This is a genomic window from Saccharopolyspora hattusasensis (assembly GCF_050972075.1).
Lineage (GTDB): Bacteria > Actinomycetota > Actinomycetes > Mycobacteriales > Pseudonocardiaceae > Saccharopolyspora > Saccharopolyspora hattusasensis.
This window is the reverse complement of record NZ_JBPCDC010000001.1, coordinates 670,929-690,238: the sequence shown is the minus strand read 5'-3', so window position 1 is coordinate 690,238 and position 19,310 is coordinate 670,929. Positions and strand designations below refer to the sequence as shown.

Sequence of the window (19,310 nt, the reverse complement as noted above, 5' to 3'; positions counted from 1 at the left end):
CGCCAGACTCGAAGGAGCCCCGCCCGTCTCGGCGGAGCCACGCCGGGTGGGGAATTTCAATGAGCAGGTCTGGGGAGATTCACCTGAGCGCCGTCAAGCCGACGCTTTGGCGTTGTGGGCGTCAGTGGCGAGAACGTCGATAACGGCGCACAGGGGCGAATTGTCATCGAGACAGTGCAGACAGGCATGTGCTTCGGCCGTTGCGGCATGGTCGCGGTGCCGCTCCTGGCGGCGAGACTTTGCGTAGTCGCACTGTGAGGGTTGCGGCGCACTGCGAAGGAGACATCAAATGAGGCGATATGACCTTGCGCTCATCGGATTCGGCGGTGTCAATCGGGCGCTAGCCGCGCTGATCGAGGAGCGTGGCGATGAGCTCGCCCAGGAGCTCGGGTTCGCCCTTCGGGTCGTTGCGATCACCGACCTACGTGCCGGATCACTGGTCGACCTTGATGGCCTCGACCTCGCCCCGCTGCTGGCCACGGCTCCCGGCGAGCTGGCTTTCGCAGACATGAAGGGCGGCAGCCCCGATCCGCGAAACGAGTGGGTGATCCGCGACGTCCCCGCCGACATCGTCGCGGAGGCCACCTTCACCAATCCCGCCGACGGCGAGCCCGCCGTTTCCCACGTGCGCTGGGCACTGGAAGCAGGCAAGCACGTGTGCACCACGAACAAGGGACCGGTCGCATTGCACGGCCGCAAGCTCCGGAACCTGGCTGCCGAGCACGGTGTCAGCTTCGAGTTCGAGGGCTCAGTTCTCAGCGGTACCCCGGTCCTGCGTACCGCGCAGCGTCTGCTCAGCGGCCTCCGGATCACCGGCGTAGAAGGCATCATGAATGGCACCTCCAACTTCATCCTGGGCCGGCTGGAAGACGGTGCCGACTTCGAAGCTGCCGTCAGTGAGGCCCAGGACCTGGGATATGCGGAGGCCGATCCCACGGCCGACGTCGAGGGACACGACGTTGCGCTCAAGGTCATGATCCTCGCCAACGAGGTCCTCGGTGCCGACCTGCGAAGCGAGGACGTCTTCCGTGAAGGGATCTCCGGGATCACCGCGGAGGACATCAAGGATGCCGCCGACAAGGGCTTGCGTTGGAAGCTGGTCGGCTCAGCCACCCGCCGCGCCGACGGCAGTGTGGATGCCCGGGTGGCACCGATCGCGCTGTCCGCCGATCACCCGTTGTCCGGGATCGCTGGGCCGGTCAACGCCGTGGCTTTCCGCACCGATCTGCTCGGCACCGTCACCGTCTCCGGGCCGGGCGCTGGGCGTATCGAGACTGCCTACGCCCTGTTGTCCGACATCATCGCCATCCACCAGCGACACGCAAACGACGCCGCCGCTTCCTGCGGGCACGCCCTTGAGGAGACCGTTCATGGCTGACATCGCCCTAAAAGCCGAGCGCACTTTCGACGACCAGATTTCGGCCGTCCGCAACCCCTATTCCGGTGAGGTCATCGGCTCGGTGCGCATGGTGGACGCCGCTGCCATCGACAGCATCCTCCAGCGTGCCCGCAACGGCAGCCGTACCGCCCAGGCCATGTCCCGCGCGTCGCGGGCGGCCGTGCTGGAGGGGGCTGCTCGGCTGGTCGAGCAGCGCGCTGAGGTCTTCACTTCGCTGATTGTGAAAGAGGCGGGCAAGACCATCACCCAGGCTCGCAAGGAGACCGCACGTGCGGTGAACACCCTGGCGCTGTCGGCGGCTGAGGCCCGGCGTAACGCTGGTGAGATGGTTCCCTTCGATGCTTTCGAGGGCTCGGAGAACCGCAAGGGATGGTTCACCCGGGAGCCGCTTGGCATCATCGCGGCCATCACGCCGTTCAACGACCCGCTCAACCTGGTCGCGCACAAACTCGGCCCGGCGATTGCGGGCGGCAACGCGGTGATTCTGAAACCTTCCGAGCTCACGCCGCTATCGGCGCTGCGGCTGGTGGGCACGCTCGTCGAGGCGGGCCTGCCGGAAGAAGTCGTGACCGTCGTCAACGGTGATGCCGAGGTGGGGGCTGCGATCGTCACCGCCCGCGAGGTGCGGATGGTGTCGTTCACGGGCGGCTTCGCAACTGGCGAGGCCATCGCGCGGTCGGCAGGACTGAAGAAGCTCGCCATGGACCTCGGCGGGAACGCCGCTGTCATCGTCATGGAGGACGCCGACCTGGACCTCGCGGTCGACTCTTGCGTCTCTGGCGCATTCTGGGCAGCAGGTCAGAATTGTGTTGGTACGCAACGAATTCTGATCGCCCGTGAGACGTATGAGACCTTCCGCAATGCGTTTGTCGCCCGCACGAAGCGCTTGCGCGTCGGCGACCCGGCCGACGAGAGCACCGACGTGGGCCCCATGATCACTGCGGACGCTGCCCGTTCCGCCCGGGCGAAGGTGGACACGGCCATCGCCAGCGGCGCGACACTGCTGTGCGGCAACCAGTTGGACGGCTCCTTCTACACTCCGGCGGTTCTGGAGGACGTCCCGGCGGAGTGCGCGATATGGCAGGAGGAGGCGTTCGCGCCGGTGGTGTGCCTCCAGCCGTTCGACTCCTTCGATGACGCGCTCCAACGAGCCAACGAGGTCGACTTCAGCCTGCACGCCGGGATTTTCACCGCGAACCTCGACCGCGCGCTGTCGGCCGCCCAGTCGTTGGAGGCGAGCGGAGTGATGATCAACGATTCGTCCGACTACCGTTTCGACGCGATGCCCTTCGGTGGTTTCAAATACGGCAGCATGGGCCGCGAGGGTGTGCGCTTCGCCTACGAGGAGATGACCCAGACGAAGGTGGTCTGCATCAAGGAGGGCGTGCGGTGACCGTGTACCGGACGGAATCCGACACGCTGGGTGCGCTGGCGGTCCCGGCGGAGGCCTACTGGGGTGTGCACACCGGCCGCGCTGTGGAGAACTTCCAAGTCAGTGGAATACCACTTTCCGCACACCCGGTGCTGGTACGGTCACTGACCACCGTCAAGCACGCGGCAGCTCTGGCCAACAAGGAGATCGGCGCCATCCAGCCGCACAAAGCGGATGCGATCGTCGCAGCCTGCCGGGACATCGAGGCGGGCCGTCACCACGATGAGTTCCGCGTCGATGTCATTCAGGGCGGTGCCGGCACGAGCACCAACATGAACGCCAACGAGGTCATCGCCAACCTCGCGCTAGAGCACATGGGCTACGGGCGGGGACGTTACGACATGCTGTCCCCGCTCGACGATGTCAATCGTTGCCAGTCAACGAACGACGTTTACCCTACGGCGCTGAGACTCGCGGTGAGCATGGCCTTGAATGGGTTGCTGGCCGAGCTCGGTTCGCTCTCAAAAGCGTTCGACGCCAAAGGTCAGGATTTCGCTGCCATCATCAAGGTCGGTCGCACCCAACTCCAGGATGCCGTCCCCATGACGCTTGGCCAGGAATTCACCGCCATCGGTGTCACGCTGGCTGAAGACCGTGCCCGTATCGGGGAGACCCTGCCGCTGCTGCATGAGATAAGCCTCGGTGCCACGGCGATCGGCACCGGTATCACTGCCGAACCCGGATATGCCGCGGCGGCAGTGCGCCACCTGCGCGCTCTGACTGGGCTGGACCTGCGACCGGCCACCGATCTGGTCGAGGCCACCGCCGACACCGGCGTGTTCCTGCAGGTCTCGGGCGTGTTGAAACGGACGGCCGTCAAGCTGTCGAAGGTCTGCAACGACCTGCGGCTGCTCTCGAGCGGTCCGCAGAGCGGCTTCGCGGAGATCAACCTGCCTCCCCGCCAGGCGGGTTCATCGATCATGCCGGGCAAGGTCAACCCGGTGATCCCCGAGATGGTCAACCAGATCGCCTACGCGGTGGCGGGGGCCGATGTCTCGATCACGATGGCCGCTGAAAATGGACAACTCCAGCTCAACGCGTTTGAGCCGCTGATCGGACACCTGCTACTGACCATGGTCGAGTGGCTCACCCGTGGCTGTGCTGCGCTGCGCACTATGTGCGTGGAGGGCATCACCGCCAACGAAGAACGGCTCGCCCGCCAGGTGGCCGGCTCGGTCGGCTCGGTGACAGCGCTGATACCGCACATCGGTTATGCGGCCGCCGCCGCGATCGCCAAGCAGGCCCTGGCAACCGGATCCAGCGTGGCCGACCTGGTCGAGCAGGCCGGCCTGCTCAGCCGGGAGCAGGCGACTGGGCTCATGGCTCCGATTCCGCAGAGCGTGCCTTCCGTGCGCGGTTGATCACCCGGGACAGTGCGAATGCGGTAACCGTGTCGCTTACGCCAGGCATCTGGGCAATGTCTTCCCAGATGCCGCGTATGCGTTCCAGGGACCGCGCTTCCAGCCGCACCATGAGATCGAAATCGCCGCTGAGGACCTCACAGATGACGACCTCCGGGATTCGTTTGAGCGCGGCCAGGACCTCCCCACCGCGCATGCGGTCCTGCCGGTAGACGAGCACCAGCGCAGACACGAAATCACCGGTGTTGCTGTCCTCATCGCGCACGATCGTGTAGCCACGAATGTGTCCCTGACGCTCCAGCCGGTCGATCCGCTGGCGCACGGCGTTACGGGACAGCAGGACTCGATGGGCCAACTCGGCATGCGAGATACGCGCGTTGCGAGACAGCTCGGCAATGATCTTCTCGTCGATGGCATCCACAACAGGTGATCTCCTTTGCGCTGCCCCAGGATGGCCAGGTTCCGGCCCCGGGGGCATGCGTTTAATCTGGCCGACAGCCAGGCAACGTGCCACACGTTGCCTGGACCAGCAGGACCCACGGCCCCGGCCGCCCCAGCAGCGCGGCGCTGACCACAACGAACAACATCCCTACAAGTCAACCCTTTACGGTTTGAGGGGATCGACAGTTTCTGGTGCGGACGCGCACGAGAGCGACTCGTCGTACCCAAGTGAAATCGCGGACGGGCGAGGAGCCCCTGGGCTGCGGAACGGGGGGACGCACCCGATGCTAGAGCGGCCAACGCGCAAGATAAACAGACAATAACAACAGTAATGGTTTAGATTTGCCTAATGGATCTGCATCAGCTTCGGGTGCTGCGTGAGCTCGCCGACCATGGCAGCATCGCGGGCACGGCCCGGGCGCTGTCGGTCACCCCGTCTGCCGTTTCGCAGGTGCTGACCGCCTTGCAGCGCCAGTTCGTTGCGCCGCTTACGCACAAGCGTGGCCGGTCGGTCGAGCTCACTGACGCCGGTCGGGCATTGGCCAATGCCGCGGTGTCAGTGGCCTCGGCGATGGCCCGGGCCCAGGTGGCCGTCGACGAGTATCTGGGGGACTTATCGGCAATCGTCCGGGTTTCTGGATTCCATAGCGCCACAGTCACGTTCTTTCCCGCACTGGCCGCGATGTCCAACGGGGCTGACCATCCTCCTGTGGAATGTGTCGACGAGGACGTCGCCCAGGATGCGTTTCCGGCGCTGACGGCGTCCTACGACATCGTCATCGCGCACCGGATGAGTCACACGTATCCATGGCCGTCCCAACGACTGACCGTGGTGCCCCTCCTGCGGGAGCCAATGGACGTGGCGATGCGTGCAGATCATCCCCTTGCCCAGTACGAGTCTGTTAGCCCAACGGAACTCGTCAACGAGTCATGGGTTTCCACGCATGCCGGGTTCTCGCCTGCCGACATGCTCGAAGTGATCGCAGCGTCAGCAGGCCAACCGATGCGGGTGGTGCACAGGATCAACGATTTCACGACCGCTGCGGCGATGGTCGCTGCTCACGGCGATCTGCTGGCGTTGCTCCCGCGCTACACGGCCCGCCCACCAGCCGGGTCCGCCGTGACGCTGCGGCCGCTCGCAGGGGTACGAGCAGTGCGCAACGTCGACGTCCTCGCTCGTCCTGAACAGACAACCCGGCGAGCGGTGTCGGTTGTGCTGGGTTCTCTCCGGCAGATCGCTAACTCGCTCGTGGAGTCAGCTGAGGCTCGCTCGGCAAATTGATGCCTACAGGTCAACGGCGTGGAGCCAGGTGAGACGGGTCGGATTTCGTGGCCGGGTGCACCGAGGGAACGGGTTCTGGTGGAGCATCAAGGGGCTGCGACATTGAATTCCCTTTCGTGGCACAGGTTATGCAGCGCACGGCAGGATTGGCGGATGGCTCCGCACGGTGCGCTTCCGGAGCCATCCAGACCGGGATCGCCGGTGCTGGCGGCCCACACGTGATGGCCATTCCGTCCGGGTCAACCAGAACCTCTCGGCTGCAACGCCTGCTGTGGTCGCCGAGCGGTCCGGCGGTGGCTGGGGCCGTTCGCCGCGCGGTCAATTCCTGGACGGACGGTCAGCTGGTGATCGACTGACGTATCCGTGCGAGGCACTGAGCGAACTCGCGGGCCTGGGGGCGGGTCAGCCTCGAGGCGGTGATGCGGATCCCGTGCGGGGTCTTGCTTGTCGGGGTTCGGAACGGGGCACCGTCCCGAACCGACCAGCCGGCCTCCCGCAGCGCTGTGACCATGGCGGCGCAACCAGCGGGCTCGGGTACCCAGACATTGAAGCCGTCGGTGGGGAATGGGGTGTCAATTCCCGCTTCGGTCAGCGCCTCGCGCAGTACGTCCACGCGCTCGGCGTACGCATGACGCGCGTGATCTAGTTGTCGTGCAACGGCATCTGACTCGAGGAGATTCGCCGCGAGCTGTTGGAGCAGATGGCTCACCCAGGTGGCGCCCGGCCGCAAACGGCTCCCGAGCCGATCGGCGGTTTCCCCGTCGGAGGCGACGACCGCGACGCGCAGGTCTGGCCCGAGGAACTTCGCCACCGACCGGACGAGCGCCCAGCGTTGCGTGGTGCTTGGGGTAACCCGGTTGTAGCAGTTGCGCGAGATCGCGGAGAAGTGGTCATCCTCGATCACAAGTACGTGTGGATAGCGCTGCAACACGGACCTGATCTCTTGGGCCCGCTCGGCCGTCACGCTGACGCCCGTCGGATTGTGCGCCCGGGGCGTGACGATGACGGCCCGAGCTCCCGCGGCCAGGGCGATCCGCAAGGCTCTTGGCTCCATCCCCTCGGCATCGACGCTGACCGAAGCCGCGCGGAATCCGTTGAGTCGTACCGTCCCTTCGCTTGCGTAGAAGCACGGGTCTTCCATAGCGACCAAATCGCCACGCGTGAGATGGGCGGTGAGCAGTCGCTCGACCGCATCGACAGCGCCGTGCGTCACCGAGATCTCGAAGGGGCAGTCGAGTTCGGGTGCCAGCGTGTTGCGTGCCCACTGGTGCAACCTGGGATCGATGACGGGGCTTCCGTACATCTGCATCTGGTAGTCGATCTGGGAAAGCGCCGATCCGAGGTTGGGTAGCAGTGCCGGATCGGGGTTGCCGCTGGACAGGTCGACCAGTTCGGTATTCACGGCCATCTCGCCCTCGAGGTGGGGAAGGGACGTGATGACGGTGCCGCGCCGACCATGGGTTTCGGCCACACCGGCGGCGACCAGCATTCGGTAGGCGGCGGCCACGGTGTTGCGATGCACGCCGAGCTCGAGTGCGAGGTCACGAATCGGCGGGACCGAATCACCAGGCTGCAGTCGACCTGTGCTGACGAGGTTCCGCACGCTATCGGAGATCTCACCTGCTGAGGCGCCGATGATCTTGACCGGCGCACGATCGGCGGCGTCTTTCGTCACCTCGCCAGTGTATGGCACGTGACAGAAGCCGTATCCACCCTGTAGAGTCTTTGTCATGTGACAAACTGGGCTGGTTGGCGGTTGCCCTGCCCACAGACGATCGAGGAGTGGTCATGTACCTGCCGAAGCACTTCGAGGTGTCCGAGGACGACACCGCGGCCCTGCTGCGCAAGGGGGGGTTCGGTCACCTGGTCACCCCGGCTCCAGACGGCGGCATGGAGGTGACCTCGATGCCGCTGCTCTACGATGCCGACCGTCACTCTCTGGTCGGGCACATGTCGCGGCCGAACCCCCACTGGCAGTACACCGCCGAGGCGGAATCGGTGGTGATCATCCCCGGCGTTGACGCCTACGTCACGCCGGAGTACTACCCGAGCAAGCAACAGACCCAGAAAGTCGTCCCGACCTGGAACTACCAGATCCTCAACGTCTACGGGCAGTTGCGAGCCCACGACGACCGCGACTGGCTGCTCGATCACGTCACCAAGCTGACCGACCACCACGAGAACGGCCGCCCGACGCGGTGGAAGGTCACTGACGCACCTGAAAAGTTCATTACGACGCAGCTGAAGGGAATCGTCGGCATCGAGTTGTCGATCACTCGTGTAGTGGCCAAGGCCAAGCTGAACCAGAACCGTACCGCCGAGGACCGCACCGGCGTCATCCGCGGTCTGGAGCAGGGCAACTTCCCCGAGCGGGAGACCGCCGCGCACATGGTCGCCAGCGGATTGGACAACGCGTAAGAGGACGACCTCGTGACAGCTGCAACCGTGGCGATCAAACGCGAGGCCGAGGGTGATCGCTGCGTTCCGAGGTGGCCCGTGCGCGTTTTTCGGGGCTACAGCGCCCGAAACCGCTCACGACACTCGTGCTGGCGGTGTGCTGGTGCTGGTCGGGTGTCGCCTTCGGCGTGTCCTGATTCCCGTTGCTGCGTAGTGGCTTTCGGCGCTTTCGCTTCCGGCGGCTTGGGTTTTGGGTTTTTGGGTTTCGGGTCGGGTATTTCACCTGATCAAGCCACCATAAAAGAGTGTTCATCCCACCGGCCAGAGTAGATCCCGAACGAACACCACGGCCAGGTGGCAGGGCGTTACCCGCCCAGCACCGCGAGTACCTCCGGGACCTTATCCCCGCACTACGGGGCCCGGCGGGCGAACCGTGATGTCCTGGTTCGGTCGTGGAGTGTCAGGCCCTTGTGAGGCCTCCGTCGACGTCGATCACCGTGCCGTTGACCTGGGTCAGCACGTAGCCCCGGGCACTCCTGGCGATGCTGTGGAGCTGATGTGCGTACCTGTCGCACGACTTCCCGTCGTACCAGGGACCCCGCGTCCCACTTCTTCCGGGCAGGTCCGACCCCGGACACATCAAACCCGAGACCACCACCCAAAAACGATCTTACGGGAATCGCCTCAATTGTTGTCCCCCCGAATGGACTATTAAAACGCGAGCTAGCCGAGGCGGGTTCTTGTGCGCCGCTGTTGCTCCGGTTGAGTGAAGATGCGTCCACTGCTGGTTCGATCTTGACCAGGTCGGGGGAACCTTCTAGTGTTCGAGGCATGTGTGAACTGGGATGAACAAAGTTACTAAGTGTGCCAATTTTTCTCTCGAACGTTTTCCGGGGGAGCGTTTGCGAGGGAATTCTTCACGCTATTCCTATGACTGCATTTGCGTGGGAAGCAACGGAAATATCGGGCGGCGGGTGCGGCCGGGTTCTCTGTTGTGACGAGGTTTCCCGTGCTCGCTCTGCTGCTTGGTCACATCGGTGACAATTCTTTCGATCGCGCTGAAGCGGCCGGGAGCCGGTCCAGCGCGGATTCTGGGGGAGGTACAGTCAGTGAGTTCGGCACAGGAGGCGGCTCCCTGGTCGTTGCGGAGGCTGCCGGAGGCAAGCGCGCTGGAGCGCTACCGCACCCTGCGGGATGAACCGGACGTCGAACTAGAGCTACCGGAGCGGCGAAATTCGGTGGCGGCCGCGTCTCTGATCGGCGCGGACGCCATCGCCCGCGGGCGCAGCGTGGTTTATGTGACCAGTGACGAGCTGGTGGACCAGACTGTGAAGCAGATCGCGGCGCTGCCGGAGCCGGCGGCGGTGAACCTGCACCGAGGCATGAATCAGCTGCGAGACCTGGTGGCCCACCACAATGCGCAGGCGCTCGGTGTGCTCGGCTTTTCCACCTACTTCAGCGCGAACCCGCGGATCGACCCGGCCGACGTGGTGCTGCTCGACACCGATCGCATCGGTGACGGGGTGATCGGCAGCCTGTTCATGGTCCGGGTGGACCGGCGGTTGCAGCCCCACGCCTACGAGCAGCTGCGCGAGCTGATCGGAGAATCGGCGACCCCGCGGGTGCTCGAAGCGGACGGCTGGACGCCAGTTGCCGCCCGGGCCGGGGAGCTGCTGACCGGGCTGTTCTGCGGGGAGAGCACGCAGTTCGTCTGGTTGCGTTTACAGCCGTTCCTCGGTGATTGCCAGGTTGTTGTCGGGCCGGACGACATCGAGATCCGGCCGCCCCACGAGCTCCTGCACTCTCTGCCGGGTTACCGGCACGCCGGGCAGCGCGTGCACCTGAGCACCGCGCCCGCCGAGGCGGCCGCCGCAGACGTTGATGCGGCGGAGCTGGACCTGGCCGGGCTCTCGCCCAGCGTCCGGTACGCGATGGACTATCTGCGCACCTGCTTCACCGATCCGGATCTCACCCTGAACCGGGTGGCGAGCGCGGTGTACATGAGCCGTTACCACTTCTCCCGCAGCTTCCGGGAGCAAACCGGGTGGCGGTTCATCGACTTCGTCACCATGTTGCGCATGAACGAGGCGCGATTCCTGCTGCGCGAAACGTCGACCTCGATCACCGATGTCGCGCGTGCCGTCGGATACCGGGAGCTGAGCCACTTCCAGCGGATGTTCAAGAAGCGGTTCGGCATGTCCGCCTCCAGTTACCGGGCCGGTGCCGGATCCGCGCGGGAGCGGGACCTCCAGGTCGGCTGAGTGCGCCTCCGCTGCGGGGCGCACTCAGCCGACCTGCTCAATGGCAGCAGCTCTTCCGCGTCCACTCCGGACGGTGCCAGTAGTGCTCGGCGCGGGCCGTCGCCGAGGGCAGCGGCGGGGCCGTGGCCACCGTCCCCGTTGCGGCGAAAGCCCTGCCTGTGGACCGGAACGGCGCCAGCAGATCCGGCACGGTGTGCCGCACCCCACCGACGAACACCGCTCGCACGGCGGCCGCGGCGCGGATGTCGGTCAGCGGATCGCCCTCGACGGCGACCAGGTCGGCAAACCGGCCCGGCGCCACCGCGCCCAGCGTGTCGCCGTAACCGATTGCCTTCGCCGCGTTACCGGTGGCGGTCAGCAGTGCCTCCTGCGGGGTGAACCCGTACTTGACCAGCGCACGGAGGTTCTGGTGGGCGCTGATGCCGATGTCGTCGAGCGGGGCGTCGGTGCCGGAGACGACCAGTCCGCCCGCCCGGTGCACCCGCAGCAACGCGTCGACCATTCCGGCGGTGATCCGGCGGTACGGCTCGGCGTGCGGGCCGTTCGCTGCGTCGGCCTTGGCCTGGAGCCGCTCATACTCCCAGCCGGGGAACAGGGTCCGGGTTCGTTCGTCGTCCACCAGCGAGCGGTCCTCGGCGAGCAGTTCGCTGGCGAAGATCGTCGTGGAGGAGACCCACATCCCGCTGGCCGCCAGTACGTCGACGGCGTCGGCCGACATCCGGTACAGGTTGTAGCTGAGGGTGCGGGAGTAGCCGAGACGGTGCCCGCCGCCAGGATGCTCCATGCCGTCCAGCCCGCTGTGCGCCGCCGGGTACAGGTAGTGCGAGGTGACCGGAATGCCCTTGGCGTGTGCCCGTTCCACGGCCCGGCGCTCCAGCGGTACGGGCAGGCGCATGTACAGCTTGACGAGGTCGTAGTCCAGCCCGGTGGCCCGGTCCAGTTCCCGTTCCAGCTGCCGGGCCGACATCGTGGTGCGCATGCAGTTGTACGAGGCGCGGGAGCCGTCGAGCGCCTCGCCGGAGCCGAGATATCGAGGGCCGATCCGGGTGCCCGCCTCCAGCGCCTCCCGGTTCTCCACCATCTGGTAGGCCGGATCGCCGGGGGAACGGCTGGTGGTGACGCCGTAGGACAGCCATAGCCGCCCCTGCCGGTCGCCCCACTGCCGCCCGCGCATGTGCCAGTGGTTGTGGGTGTCGATCAGGCCGGGGAGCACCGTCAGCCCGGACAGGTCGATCACCTGGGCGCTGCCGGGGCTGTGACCCGCGCTGGGCACGAGCGCCGCCACCCGGTCGTCCTTGAGCACGATGTCGACGCCCCGCTGCAGTTTGTCCGAGGTGCCATCCCACACCGCCCCGGCCCGCAGCACCACCCGGCCGGTGGCGCGGGCCGGCCGGTACCGGAGGTCGGCGGCCACGGTGCGAGCGGCCCCGCCGTCGGTCAGCCGCAGCGTCCCGTTGCACAGGTAGAGCACCGTGCGGCCGTCGCCGCTCACCGAGAGCGAGTCGGTGACCTCGTTGGTCAGCTGTACGGGCGGGGCGGTGATGGTGCCCGACGCGTCCGTCGGCACGCGCCAGGCGAGGCTCTCGGCGCCGAATACGAACCCATCTTTCGTCCACAGTGGACCGTCGTCGCCCCTGGTGGAGAGGGAACGCTCCGGGGCCACGGCCTGGTAGCGGAGCTCGCCGCTTTCGAGGTCCACAACGAGAATCTGGTTGTGCCCGGTATCCGTGCGCCGTGAGTAGGGTCGCATGGCGGCCAGCGCCAGCTTGCCGCCGTCGGGTGACCAGCTCGGCCGCCCTGGCTGGTACAGGGTGGGCAGCACCTGCCGGGCGGTCCGGGCGGCAATGTCTAGCACCCAGGTGCCGCCCGACTCGTCCTGGTAGGCGATCTTCGTGCCGTCCGGGGAATACCGGGGCATCAGCTGGGCGTCGGTCGCGTCGGTCAGCCGTTCGGACCGCCCGGTGCCCAGGTCCAGCCGCCACAGGTTCGCCGTTCCGGCGCGGTCGCTGACGTAGACCAGCGAGCGGCCGTCCGGTGCGAAGTCGGGGTCGGAGGAGAAGTAGCCGTCATCGACGACCTTGCGGGCAGTGCCTCCGATCGGCAGCACCCACAGGGCGTTCAGCGCGCGAAAGGCCACCTGCTCGCCGTCACGGGAGAGCACCGGGCTGGCGATGCCCTTGGCCTGCCGGACGGCGGTGGAGCCCAGGTCCCGTGGCGCGCGGTGGTAGCGGCGGGTGGCCAGCGGCAGGACCGCGGTGAACGGGACGTCGGTGCCCGGGCCGGTCACTCCACGGCGCCGCACCCGGCCACCTGCGGTGTAGAGGAACTCGCTGGCGGACAGCCACGCCATCGGGAGCGGGGAAAGGTCCTCACCGGTGACCACGGCTCGGTCGCCCACCACCAGATCGGTCTTGGGACCCTCGATGCGCACGTAGGTCAGGTTCCGGCCGTCCGGGGTGAAGCCGGGCGCGGCCAGCCCCGCGTCGCCGGTGACCGGGCGCTCGCGGTTGCCGGAAGCAAGGTCCAGCACCTCGATGACGGCGTCGCCCACCAGGTATGCCAGTTTGCTGCCGTCCGGAGACCACGCCGGGCTTGTGTGCACCTCGTCGGCGCTGGTGACCGCGGTGAGCGCCCCGGAATCCAGCTCCAGCACCCAGATGCGGCTGAGGTGGTCGCGATCGGAGGAGAAGGCGAGCCGCTTGCCGTCGGGGGAGAGACGGGGCTCGGTGTTGTAGCCGGGTCCGGTGGTCAGCTGGGTCAGCGCACTGCCGTCCGGGGCGACGGTCCAGGCGTCGTACACCCCGTCACGGAAAGACTGGAACAGGATCCGCCGCCCATCGGGGGAGAACTGCGGGCGGCAGGCGTCGTGGTCGAGCGGGGTGATCAGCCGCGCCGCGCCGCCGGCGACGGGCAGCACCCAAATTCCGCCCGCCACGTCGATGGCCAGCGTGCGGCCGTCCGGGGACGCCGTGACACCCAGGTTCGCGCTTTCCCGGACGGTCACCGAGAGGGCCTCCGGCGTGCCTTCTTGGGCCAGTGCCGGGACCGGCCACGATGCCAGACAAACCGCACCGGTTCCCGCGGCGATGCCACCCAGTCTCAGTGCGCCGCGTCGTGAGATCTCCATCTGCGTCCTAATCCTAAGGTCTGTTTCGAAAGTTGTTTGCGTAGCGGTGCGGGTAGCGGAACCTCAGAGGCCTTCTCACGCATGTGTTCCCCGACATCATGAATGCCCAATTCACCGCGTCGGGGACTGGCCTCGCCGAGAGCCCTCCGGCGGGCACAGCCCCTGAGAACCCGCGGCGGTGCCAGTTGAATCGCACACCGCAAGCGGCTCCCGCCGCTGATAAAAAAACGTCCTAAGCAAAGAGCCCGCGATGGCGATTTCGCGCGAAATCGCCGCGTGGCAGGCGTGGGGGGTGGCGTTTTCGCGCGAAATCGCCGCGATCCTTGTCCGAGGTGAGGCGCCAATCCGCGCACCCTCTAAATCCTTTGTGCCGTGGTGTACCGGGGCAGGTCGTTGTGATCGGTGTGGTCGGCGATGTCCTCGAACGCCTGGAGCTCGCCCAGCAACGACATCACGGCCTCCGCCTGCTCGTCGTCGTGTTCGATGGCGACTCCGCCGCCGGGCCGCAGCAGCCGCGCCGCCGCGCCGGTGACCGCGCGGATGACAGCCAGGCCGTCGCGCCCGGAGAACAGCGCCGGGTGCGGCTGGTGCTCCTCCCACTCGGGCGGAAGTACCCGGCCCTCCACCACGAACGGCGGGTTCGCCAGCAGCAGGTCGACACCGCCGCGGAGCCCGGAGAACAGGTCGGGTGCGGTGACGTCGCCCTCGTGCAGCGAGATCGGCGTGTCCCCGGCGGCGGCCCGCGCGGCGACGTTGCGGCGGGCCCAGCTCAGCGCGTCCGGCGCCAGCTCGACGGCGTGCACCGTGGCGTCCGGGCGGGCGTGGGCCACGGCCAGCGCGATCGCCGCGGAACCGGTGCACAGGTCGACCACCACCGGGTTCTCGACGTTTTCGAGCACCTTCAGGCCCCAGGCCAGCAGCGGCTCGGTGTGCTTGCGCGGCACGAAGACCCCGGGCCCCACCTCGATGTCGATGCCACCGAGGCGGGCACGCCCAGTCAGGTACTCCACCGGCACCCGCCGGGCCCGGTCGGCCAGCAGCTCCTGGAGCCGGCCGGTCGCGGCCGCCCCGAGCGGCTCGTCCACCGGGAGCTCCTGGGCCGGTCGGCCAAGCACGTGCGCGGCCAGGGTCTCGGCGTCTTGCCGGGGTGCCCAGGCGCCGGCGACGGCCAGCGTCTTCTCGGCGTCGTCCAGCACCTCGCCCAGCGTTCGGGGAGCGCTCATCCGAATCGGGTTCCTTCCAGGATCTTTGCCGCGGTCTCCAGATCGCCGCGTTCGTGAAGGGACGACAGCGCGAAGCGGACCAGGCCGGTGCCCTTCGCGACGGTGGGGAAGAACGCGGGAAGGACCAGCACCCCGGCGTGTTTCAGTGCGGCCGTGGTCTGGAACGCATCCTCCTCGGTGGCGAAGTGCGCGCCGCGCACCGGGGACCACAGGCCGGAGTTGACCAGTCGCCCGCCGGTCAGATCGTCGAAGTCGGTGACGTTGCGCCACAACTTCTCCTGGAGCGCGGCCACCTCCCCGTTCACGTGCAGCTCGGCGGCGGCCACGTTCGCGGCCAGCAGCGGCAGCATGATCGAGTGCCCGAACACCAGTGGGTTGGCGAACTTCCGCAGCACCCGGACGTCGGCCTCGCCCGGCACCAGCGCGAACCCGCCGGAACCACCGAACGCCTTGGACAGCGAGCCGGCGATCACCACGTTCTCCGGCAACTGGTCGCCGAGGCTCTCGAAGGCGTACCCGGCGCCCATCGCGCCGGCGATGGAGATGCCGTGCGCGTCGTCGATGTAGAGGTGGCCGCCGTAGGGCCGCAACGCCTCCAGGACGCCGGCCACGTCGATCAGCCCGCCCATCGAGCCCACCCCGTCGACCAGCGCGATCGGAGTGCGCCCGGTCTCGCCGATCTCGCGCAGCGCGGTCTCCAGCGAATCGGCGGAGTCCAGGTCGAACCGGTGCGTGGGGCCGATCTGCCCCAGCAGGCCACGCAGGATCTGCATCGACGAATGCGCGGTCTTCTCCACCAGGAAGGCGGTTCCGGCGGGCGCGATCCGGTAGCTGGGCAGCGCGCCGCTACCCAGCAGCGGCAGCAGCCCCAGGTGCACGGTGCCCACCGAGGTGAAGGCAACCGCTCGGTTGCCCCGGTAGACCGTGGCCAGCAGCTCCTCCAGCTCAGGCAGGTAGTGCGGCCGCATCCGGTTGCGGGAGGAGGAGAAGTGCACCCCGAACCGGCGCAGCGCCGTCTCGGCGGCGTCGATCAGCGCCGGATGTTCTTCGAGGCCGAGATACGAGCACGAGACGAACTCCAGCGCCGCACTCCCGTCGGCCAGCCGCACCTTCTTGCCTTCGCGGGCGGTGATGGTGTGTCCGGTCAGCCCTTGCTCGAAGGCGCGGTCGAGGGAGTCGGAGGTCCGGCTGATCCGGGACTTGACCCAGTTGACCGGCTGGGTTTCCTGCGGCTGGATCATGCTTCCTCGCTTGCGGGTAGGCCGTCGAACAGCTGGGCGCACACGCTCGCGTGCCGGGGCAGCTCGTCGCCGAAGAACGCCCGCAGCCTGGCCAGTGCTGCTTCGAAACCGGCTTCGTCGCCAGCGTCGACCAGATCGGCGATCTGCCGGATACCGGCTGCCAGGGCGGCGCGGGCGCCGGGTGCGTCCGGATTGGCCGCCTGGACGTCCCAGTAGACCTCCGGCGTTCCCGAGGCGATGCGGGCGAGCAGCGCGAGCAGGGCGCGATGGGGCGGCGGGGCCAGGGGCGCCACCTCGCGGACGCCGTCGGCGAGCGTGGTCAGCGCCAGGCCGAAACCCAGCACGGTGGCGTGGGTGAGCGCCTGGGTGGCGGCGGCGAGGCGATCGTGGTCGCCCGCCTCGCAAAGCACCGCGTGGCCGCCCCAGTCCCGCAGCAGGGCCAGCAGCTCCGCCACCTTAGGTCCATTGTGGATGATCACGGCGGCGACCGGCTTGCCGGCGAAGCCCAGCGAGGGGGCGAACATCGGGTTGAGGCTCACCGCCTCGATCCCGCGCATCTCCCGCAGCGCCGTCGCGACGGTGCCTTTCACCGACAGGGTGTCGGCGACCAGCGCGCCCGGACGCAGATGCGTTGCCAGCACCGGGAGTGCGGCGAGTGCGGTGCGCTCGGGCATCGCCAGCAGTACCAGGTCTGCTGCGGCCACCTCGGCGCGCAGCGCCGCGTCCGGGGCGGTGGCGTCCCCGCTACCGGCCGCTGGGTCGGCGATTACCACCTCGGCGCCGGAATCCCGGAGAGCACGCGCGAACAGTTCACCCACCGCGCCCGCACCGCCGAGCACCAGGCAGCGGCGCAGCGACCGCACGCCGGTCACAGCGCGCCACCCATCGCGGGGCGCATCGCAGTCCGCGCGACCGCGGTGAGCACGGCACGGGACTTGACCACGGTCTCCTCGAACTCCTCCACCGGATCCGACAGCGCGACGATCGCGCCGCCGACGCCGAAGCTCAGCCGTTCCCCGTCGGCGACCAGCGTGCGGATCACGATACTCAGATCCGCCGCGCCGGACAGGGAGAACCAGCCGATGGCCCCCGAGTAGACCCCGCGCGGCCCCTCCTCCAAGCGGTCGATTATCTCCATGGTGCGCACCTTCGGCGCGCCGGTCATGGAGCCGCCGGGAAACGCCGCCCGCACACAGCTCACCGCCGACTCCCCGGCGCGCAGCGTGCCGCGGATGGTGGAGACGAGCTGGTGCACCGGCGCGTAGGTCTCGACGTCGAACAGCGTCGGCACGTGCACCGAGCCGATCTCGCACACCCTGTTCAGATCGTTGCGCACCAGGTCGACGATCATCAGGTTCTCCGCGCGGTCCTTCTCCCGGGCGGACAGGTCGAGCTTGAGCCTCTCGTCCTCCTCCGGGGTAGCACCGCGCGGGCGGGTGCCCTTGATCGGTTTGGACTCCACCACGCCGTCCGCGCCGATGGACAGGAATCGCTCCGGGGAAGCGCTGAGCACCGCCAGCCCGTCGAAGTCCAGAAACGCGCCGTAGGGCACCGGGCTGATCCGCCGCAGGGCCTGGTAGGTGTGCAGCGGGTCGATCCGCTCGTCCACGGTGACCGTGTTGGTCAGGCAGATCTCGTAGGACTCGCCATGCTTGATCTCTTCCAGGCAGGTGGCCACCCGGGCGAGATAGGCGGCCCGGTCGTGCCGCGGCCGCGCGGTGTCCAGTTGGTCCAGGTCGGTGGCCGTGCCGGGGTCCAGCACCCGTGCTTGTCCGTCCACATCAGACGATGGCAGGGCGAGTAGCCGCAGCGCGGTCTCGTCCAGCCAAGCGATGGCGGCGGCCTCGGTCTGCTCGGTGCTCAGCGCGAGCAAGTACGAGCGGTGCTGGACGTGATCGATCGCGAGCATCCGATCGACGAAGATCATCGCCGCGTCCGGGGTCTCGGACCGGTGCACGGCCGAGCCCGAGGTCTCCGCCTTCAGCTCGTAACCGAGGTAGCCGACGTAACCGAGATCGAACTCGAACGGCAAGCCCGGCGGCGTCGGCACGGCGCGTCGCCTGAGCTGCTCGTCGAGATAACCGAAGAAGTCCTGCCGGATCCGCTGCTCGGTGCCGTCGCAGCGGCGGACCCGCACGGTCCGCTCCGCGACCCGGTAGGTGAGGTGCTCGGCCAGCGGGCCCCGATCGTCGCCCAGGAAGGAGAACCGGGACTGGCCCGGCCGGACTTCGCTGGTGTCCAGCCAGAAGCTGTGCGTCGCGCCGGCGAACAGCTCACGGTGCGCGGTGGCGGTGTCCGGTTCGCACTCGATCTCCCGGACGTGCACCCGCAGGGCCTTGGTGTCCGATGTGGACGGTCTGGCGGCCAGTGGCGGCGCCACGGCGCCCGGGAGAGCGCGGTCGAGCTGATCCACTCGTGAGTGCGCAACCGGGCTCCAGCCCGGCTGCGCACTCACGACGCGTGCGACCGCATCAACCCCCAGCGCCAGGTCACGGAAGTTCGCCAGCAGCTGCCTGCCGTACTCGCTGCTGATCGACTCGGGGTGGAACTGCACGCCCCAAAGCGGCGCGGTGCGGTGCCGCAGCCCCATCAGCACGCCGTCCTCGGTCCACGCCACGGCCTCCAGCTCCGCCGGCAGCAGGGTGACGGTCAGGGAGTGGTAGCGCACTACCGAGAACGGCGACGGCAGACCGGCGAACACTCCGCTGCCGGTGTGGTAGACGGGCGAGCTGCGGCCGTGCATCGGCTCCGGCGCCAGGTCCACCGTGCCGCCGAGGAGGTGTGCGATGCCCTGGTGCCCCAGGCAGACCCCGAGCACCGGCAGTCCCGAGTCCCGGATGGCCTTCGCGCTGGTGCCGACGTCGCGGCTGCGATCGGGCCGCCCAGGCCCGGGAGAGATCACCACGGCGTCGAACTCGGCGGCCAGTCGGGCCGGCAGCTCCTGGTCGTTGCGCATGACCACCGGGGCCCGCCCCGTCACCTCACCGAGCAGCTGGTGCAGGTTGTAGGTGAACGAGTCGTAGTTGTCGATCAAAAGGGTCCGCATTGGCCCGTCCTCCAGCTGGTCCTTGCCTAAGAGCCTGTCGGCGAATGCCGTCCGCGCCTTTGGAAGCGGCGTAGCCGCTTGCATTCACCTTGCCAAGACG

General features: G+C 67.8%; 13 protein-coding genes. 6 read left to right on the top strand and 7 right to left on the bottom strand.

Annotated elements, in window-relative coordinates; all coding sequences use genetic code 11:
* Positions 1–289: 289 nt before the first annotated feature.
* The 3 genes from ACRXBZ_RS03220 to ACRXBZ_RS03210 are packed head-to-tail and all read left to right on the top strand — an operon-like array spanning position 290 to position 4,192.
* Positions 290–1,378: a homoserine dehydrogenase gene (locus ACRXBZ_RS03220; protein WP_433877706.1), complete on the top strand. Its 1,089-nt coding sequence runs from the start codon at positions 290–292 to the stop codon at positions 1,376–1,378.
* Positions 1,371–2,792, top strand: coding sequence for an aldehyde dehydrogenase family protein (locus ACRXBZ_RS03215; RefSeq protein WP_433877705.1), 1,422 nt, complete (start codon positions 1,371–1,373; stop codon positions 2,790–2,792). The genes ACRXBZ_RS03220 and ACRXBZ_RS03215 overlap by 8 nt, the downstream gene beginning before the upstream one ends.
* Positions 2,789–4,192 (top strand): aspartate ammonia-lyase, encoded by a 1,404-nt coding sequence (locus tag ACRXBZ_RS03210; RefSeq protein WP_433877704.1) that lies wholly within the window; start codon positions 2,789–2,791, stop codon positions 4,190–4,192. The genes ACRXBZ_RS03215 and ACRXBZ_RS03210 overlap by 4 nt, the downstream gene beginning before the upstream one ends.
* Here the strand turns inward: ACRXBZ_RS03210 and ACRXBZ_RS03205 are convergent.
* On the bottom strand, positions 4,149–4,613 hold the full coding sequence (locus ACRXBZ_RS03205) for an Lrp/AsnC family transcriptional regulator (protein ID WP_433877703.1): 465 nt from the start codon (positions 4,611–4,613) through the stop codon (positions 4,149–4,151). The genes ACRXBZ_RS03210 and ACRXBZ_RS03205 overlap by 44 nt on opposite strands.
* Before the next feature lie 369 nt (positions 4,614–4,982).
* Here ACRXBZ_RS03205 and ACRXBZ_RS03200 point away from each other — a divergent pair, with 369 nt between their 5' ends.
* The gene (locus ACRXBZ_RS03200; RefSeq protein ID WP_168589367.1) at positions 4,983–5,915 is read left to right on the top strand and encodes a LysR family transcriptional regulator; all 933 of its coding nucleotides are present in this window, start codon (positions 4,983–4,985) and stop codon (positions 5,913–5,915) included.
* 337 nt (positions 5,916–6,252) lie between these two features.
* On the opposite strand, the gene ACRXBZ_RS03195 is transcribed toward ACRXBZ_RS03200, so the two are convergent.
* Positions 6,253–7,608 carry an aminotransferase class I/II-fold pyridoxal phosphate-dependent enzyme gene (locus ACRXBZ_RS03195; RefSeq protein WP_433877702.1) on the bottom strand — a complete coding sequence of 452 codons (1,356 nt, stop codon included), beginning with the start codon at positions 7,606–7,608 and terminating at the stop codon, positions 6,253–6,255.
* A 95-nt stretch (positions 7,609–7,703) separates the two neighbouring features.
* Here ACRXBZ_RS03195 and ACRXBZ_RS03190 point away from each other — a divergent pair, with 95 nt between their 5' ends.
* Together ACRXBZ_RS03190 and ACRXBZ_RS03185 are read left to right on the top strand one after the other, a co-directional pair.
* The gene (locus tag ACRXBZ_RS03190; RefSeq protein ID WP_433877701.1) at positions 7,704–8,333 is read left to right on the top strand and encodes an FMN-binding negative transcriptional regulator; all 630 of its coding nucleotides are present in this window, start codon (positions 7,704–7,706) and stop codon (positions 8,331–8,333) included.
* Between the two features lie 1,088 nt (positions 8,334–9,421).
* Positions 9,422–10,573 (top strand): helix-turn-helix transcriptional regulator, encoded by a 1,152-nt coding sequence (locus ACRXBZ_RS03185; RefSeq protein WP_433877700.1) that lies wholly within the window; start codon positions 9,422–9,424, stop codon positions 10,571–10,573.
* A gap of 37 nt (positions 10,574–10,610) precedes the next feature.
* Here the strand turns inward: ACRXBZ_RS03185 and ACRXBZ_RS03180 are convergent, their stop codons facing one another.
* The 5 genes from ACRXBZ_RS03180 to pabB form a co-directional block, all read right to left on the bottom strand.
* On the bottom strand, positions 10,611–13,700 hold the full coding sequence (locus ACRXBZ_RS03180) for an amidohydrolase family protein (protein ID WP_433877699.1): 3,090 nt from the start codon (positions 13,698–13,700) through the stop codon (positions 10,611–10,613).
* A 356-nt stretch (positions 13,701–14,056) separates the two neighbouring features.
* Positions 14,057–14,923 carry a N5-glutamine methyltransferase family protein gene (locus tag ACRXBZ_RS03175; protein WP_433877698.1) on the bottom strand — a complete coding sequence of 289 codons (867 nt, stop codon included), beginning with the start codon at positions 14,921–14,923 and terminating at the stop codon, positions 14,057–14,059.
* Positions 14,920–16,164: an aminotransferase class I/II-fold pyridoxal phosphate-dependent enzyme gene (locus ACRXBZ_RS03170; RefSeq protein ID WP_433877697.1), complete on the bottom strand. Its 1,245-nt coding sequence runs from the start codon at positions 16,162–16,164 to the stop codon at positions 14,920–14,922. The genes ACRXBZ_RS03175 and ACRXBZ_RS03170 overlap by 4 nt, the downstream gene beginning before the upstream one ends.
* Positions 16,161–17,036: a prephenate dehydrogenase/arogenate dehydrogenase family protein gene (locus ACRXBZ_RS03165; protein ID WP_433877696.1), complete on the bottom strand. Its 876-nt coding sequence runs from the start codon at positions 17,034–17,036 to the stop codon at positions 16,161–16,163. The genes ACRXBZ_RS03170 and ACRXBZ_RS03165 overlap by 4 nt, the downstream gene beginning before the upstream one ends.
* Positions 17,033–19,210 carry an aminodeoxychorismate synthase component I gene (pabB, locus tag ACRXBZ_RS03160; protein ID WP_433877695.1) on the bottom strand — a complete coding sequence of 726 codons (2,178 nt, stop codon included), beginning with the start codon at positions 19,208–19,210 and terminating at the stop codon, positions 17,033–17,035. Before pabB ends, ACRXBZ_RS03165 begins: the two co-directional genes overlap by 4 nt.
* Positions 19,211–19,310 lie beyond the last annotated feature (100 nt).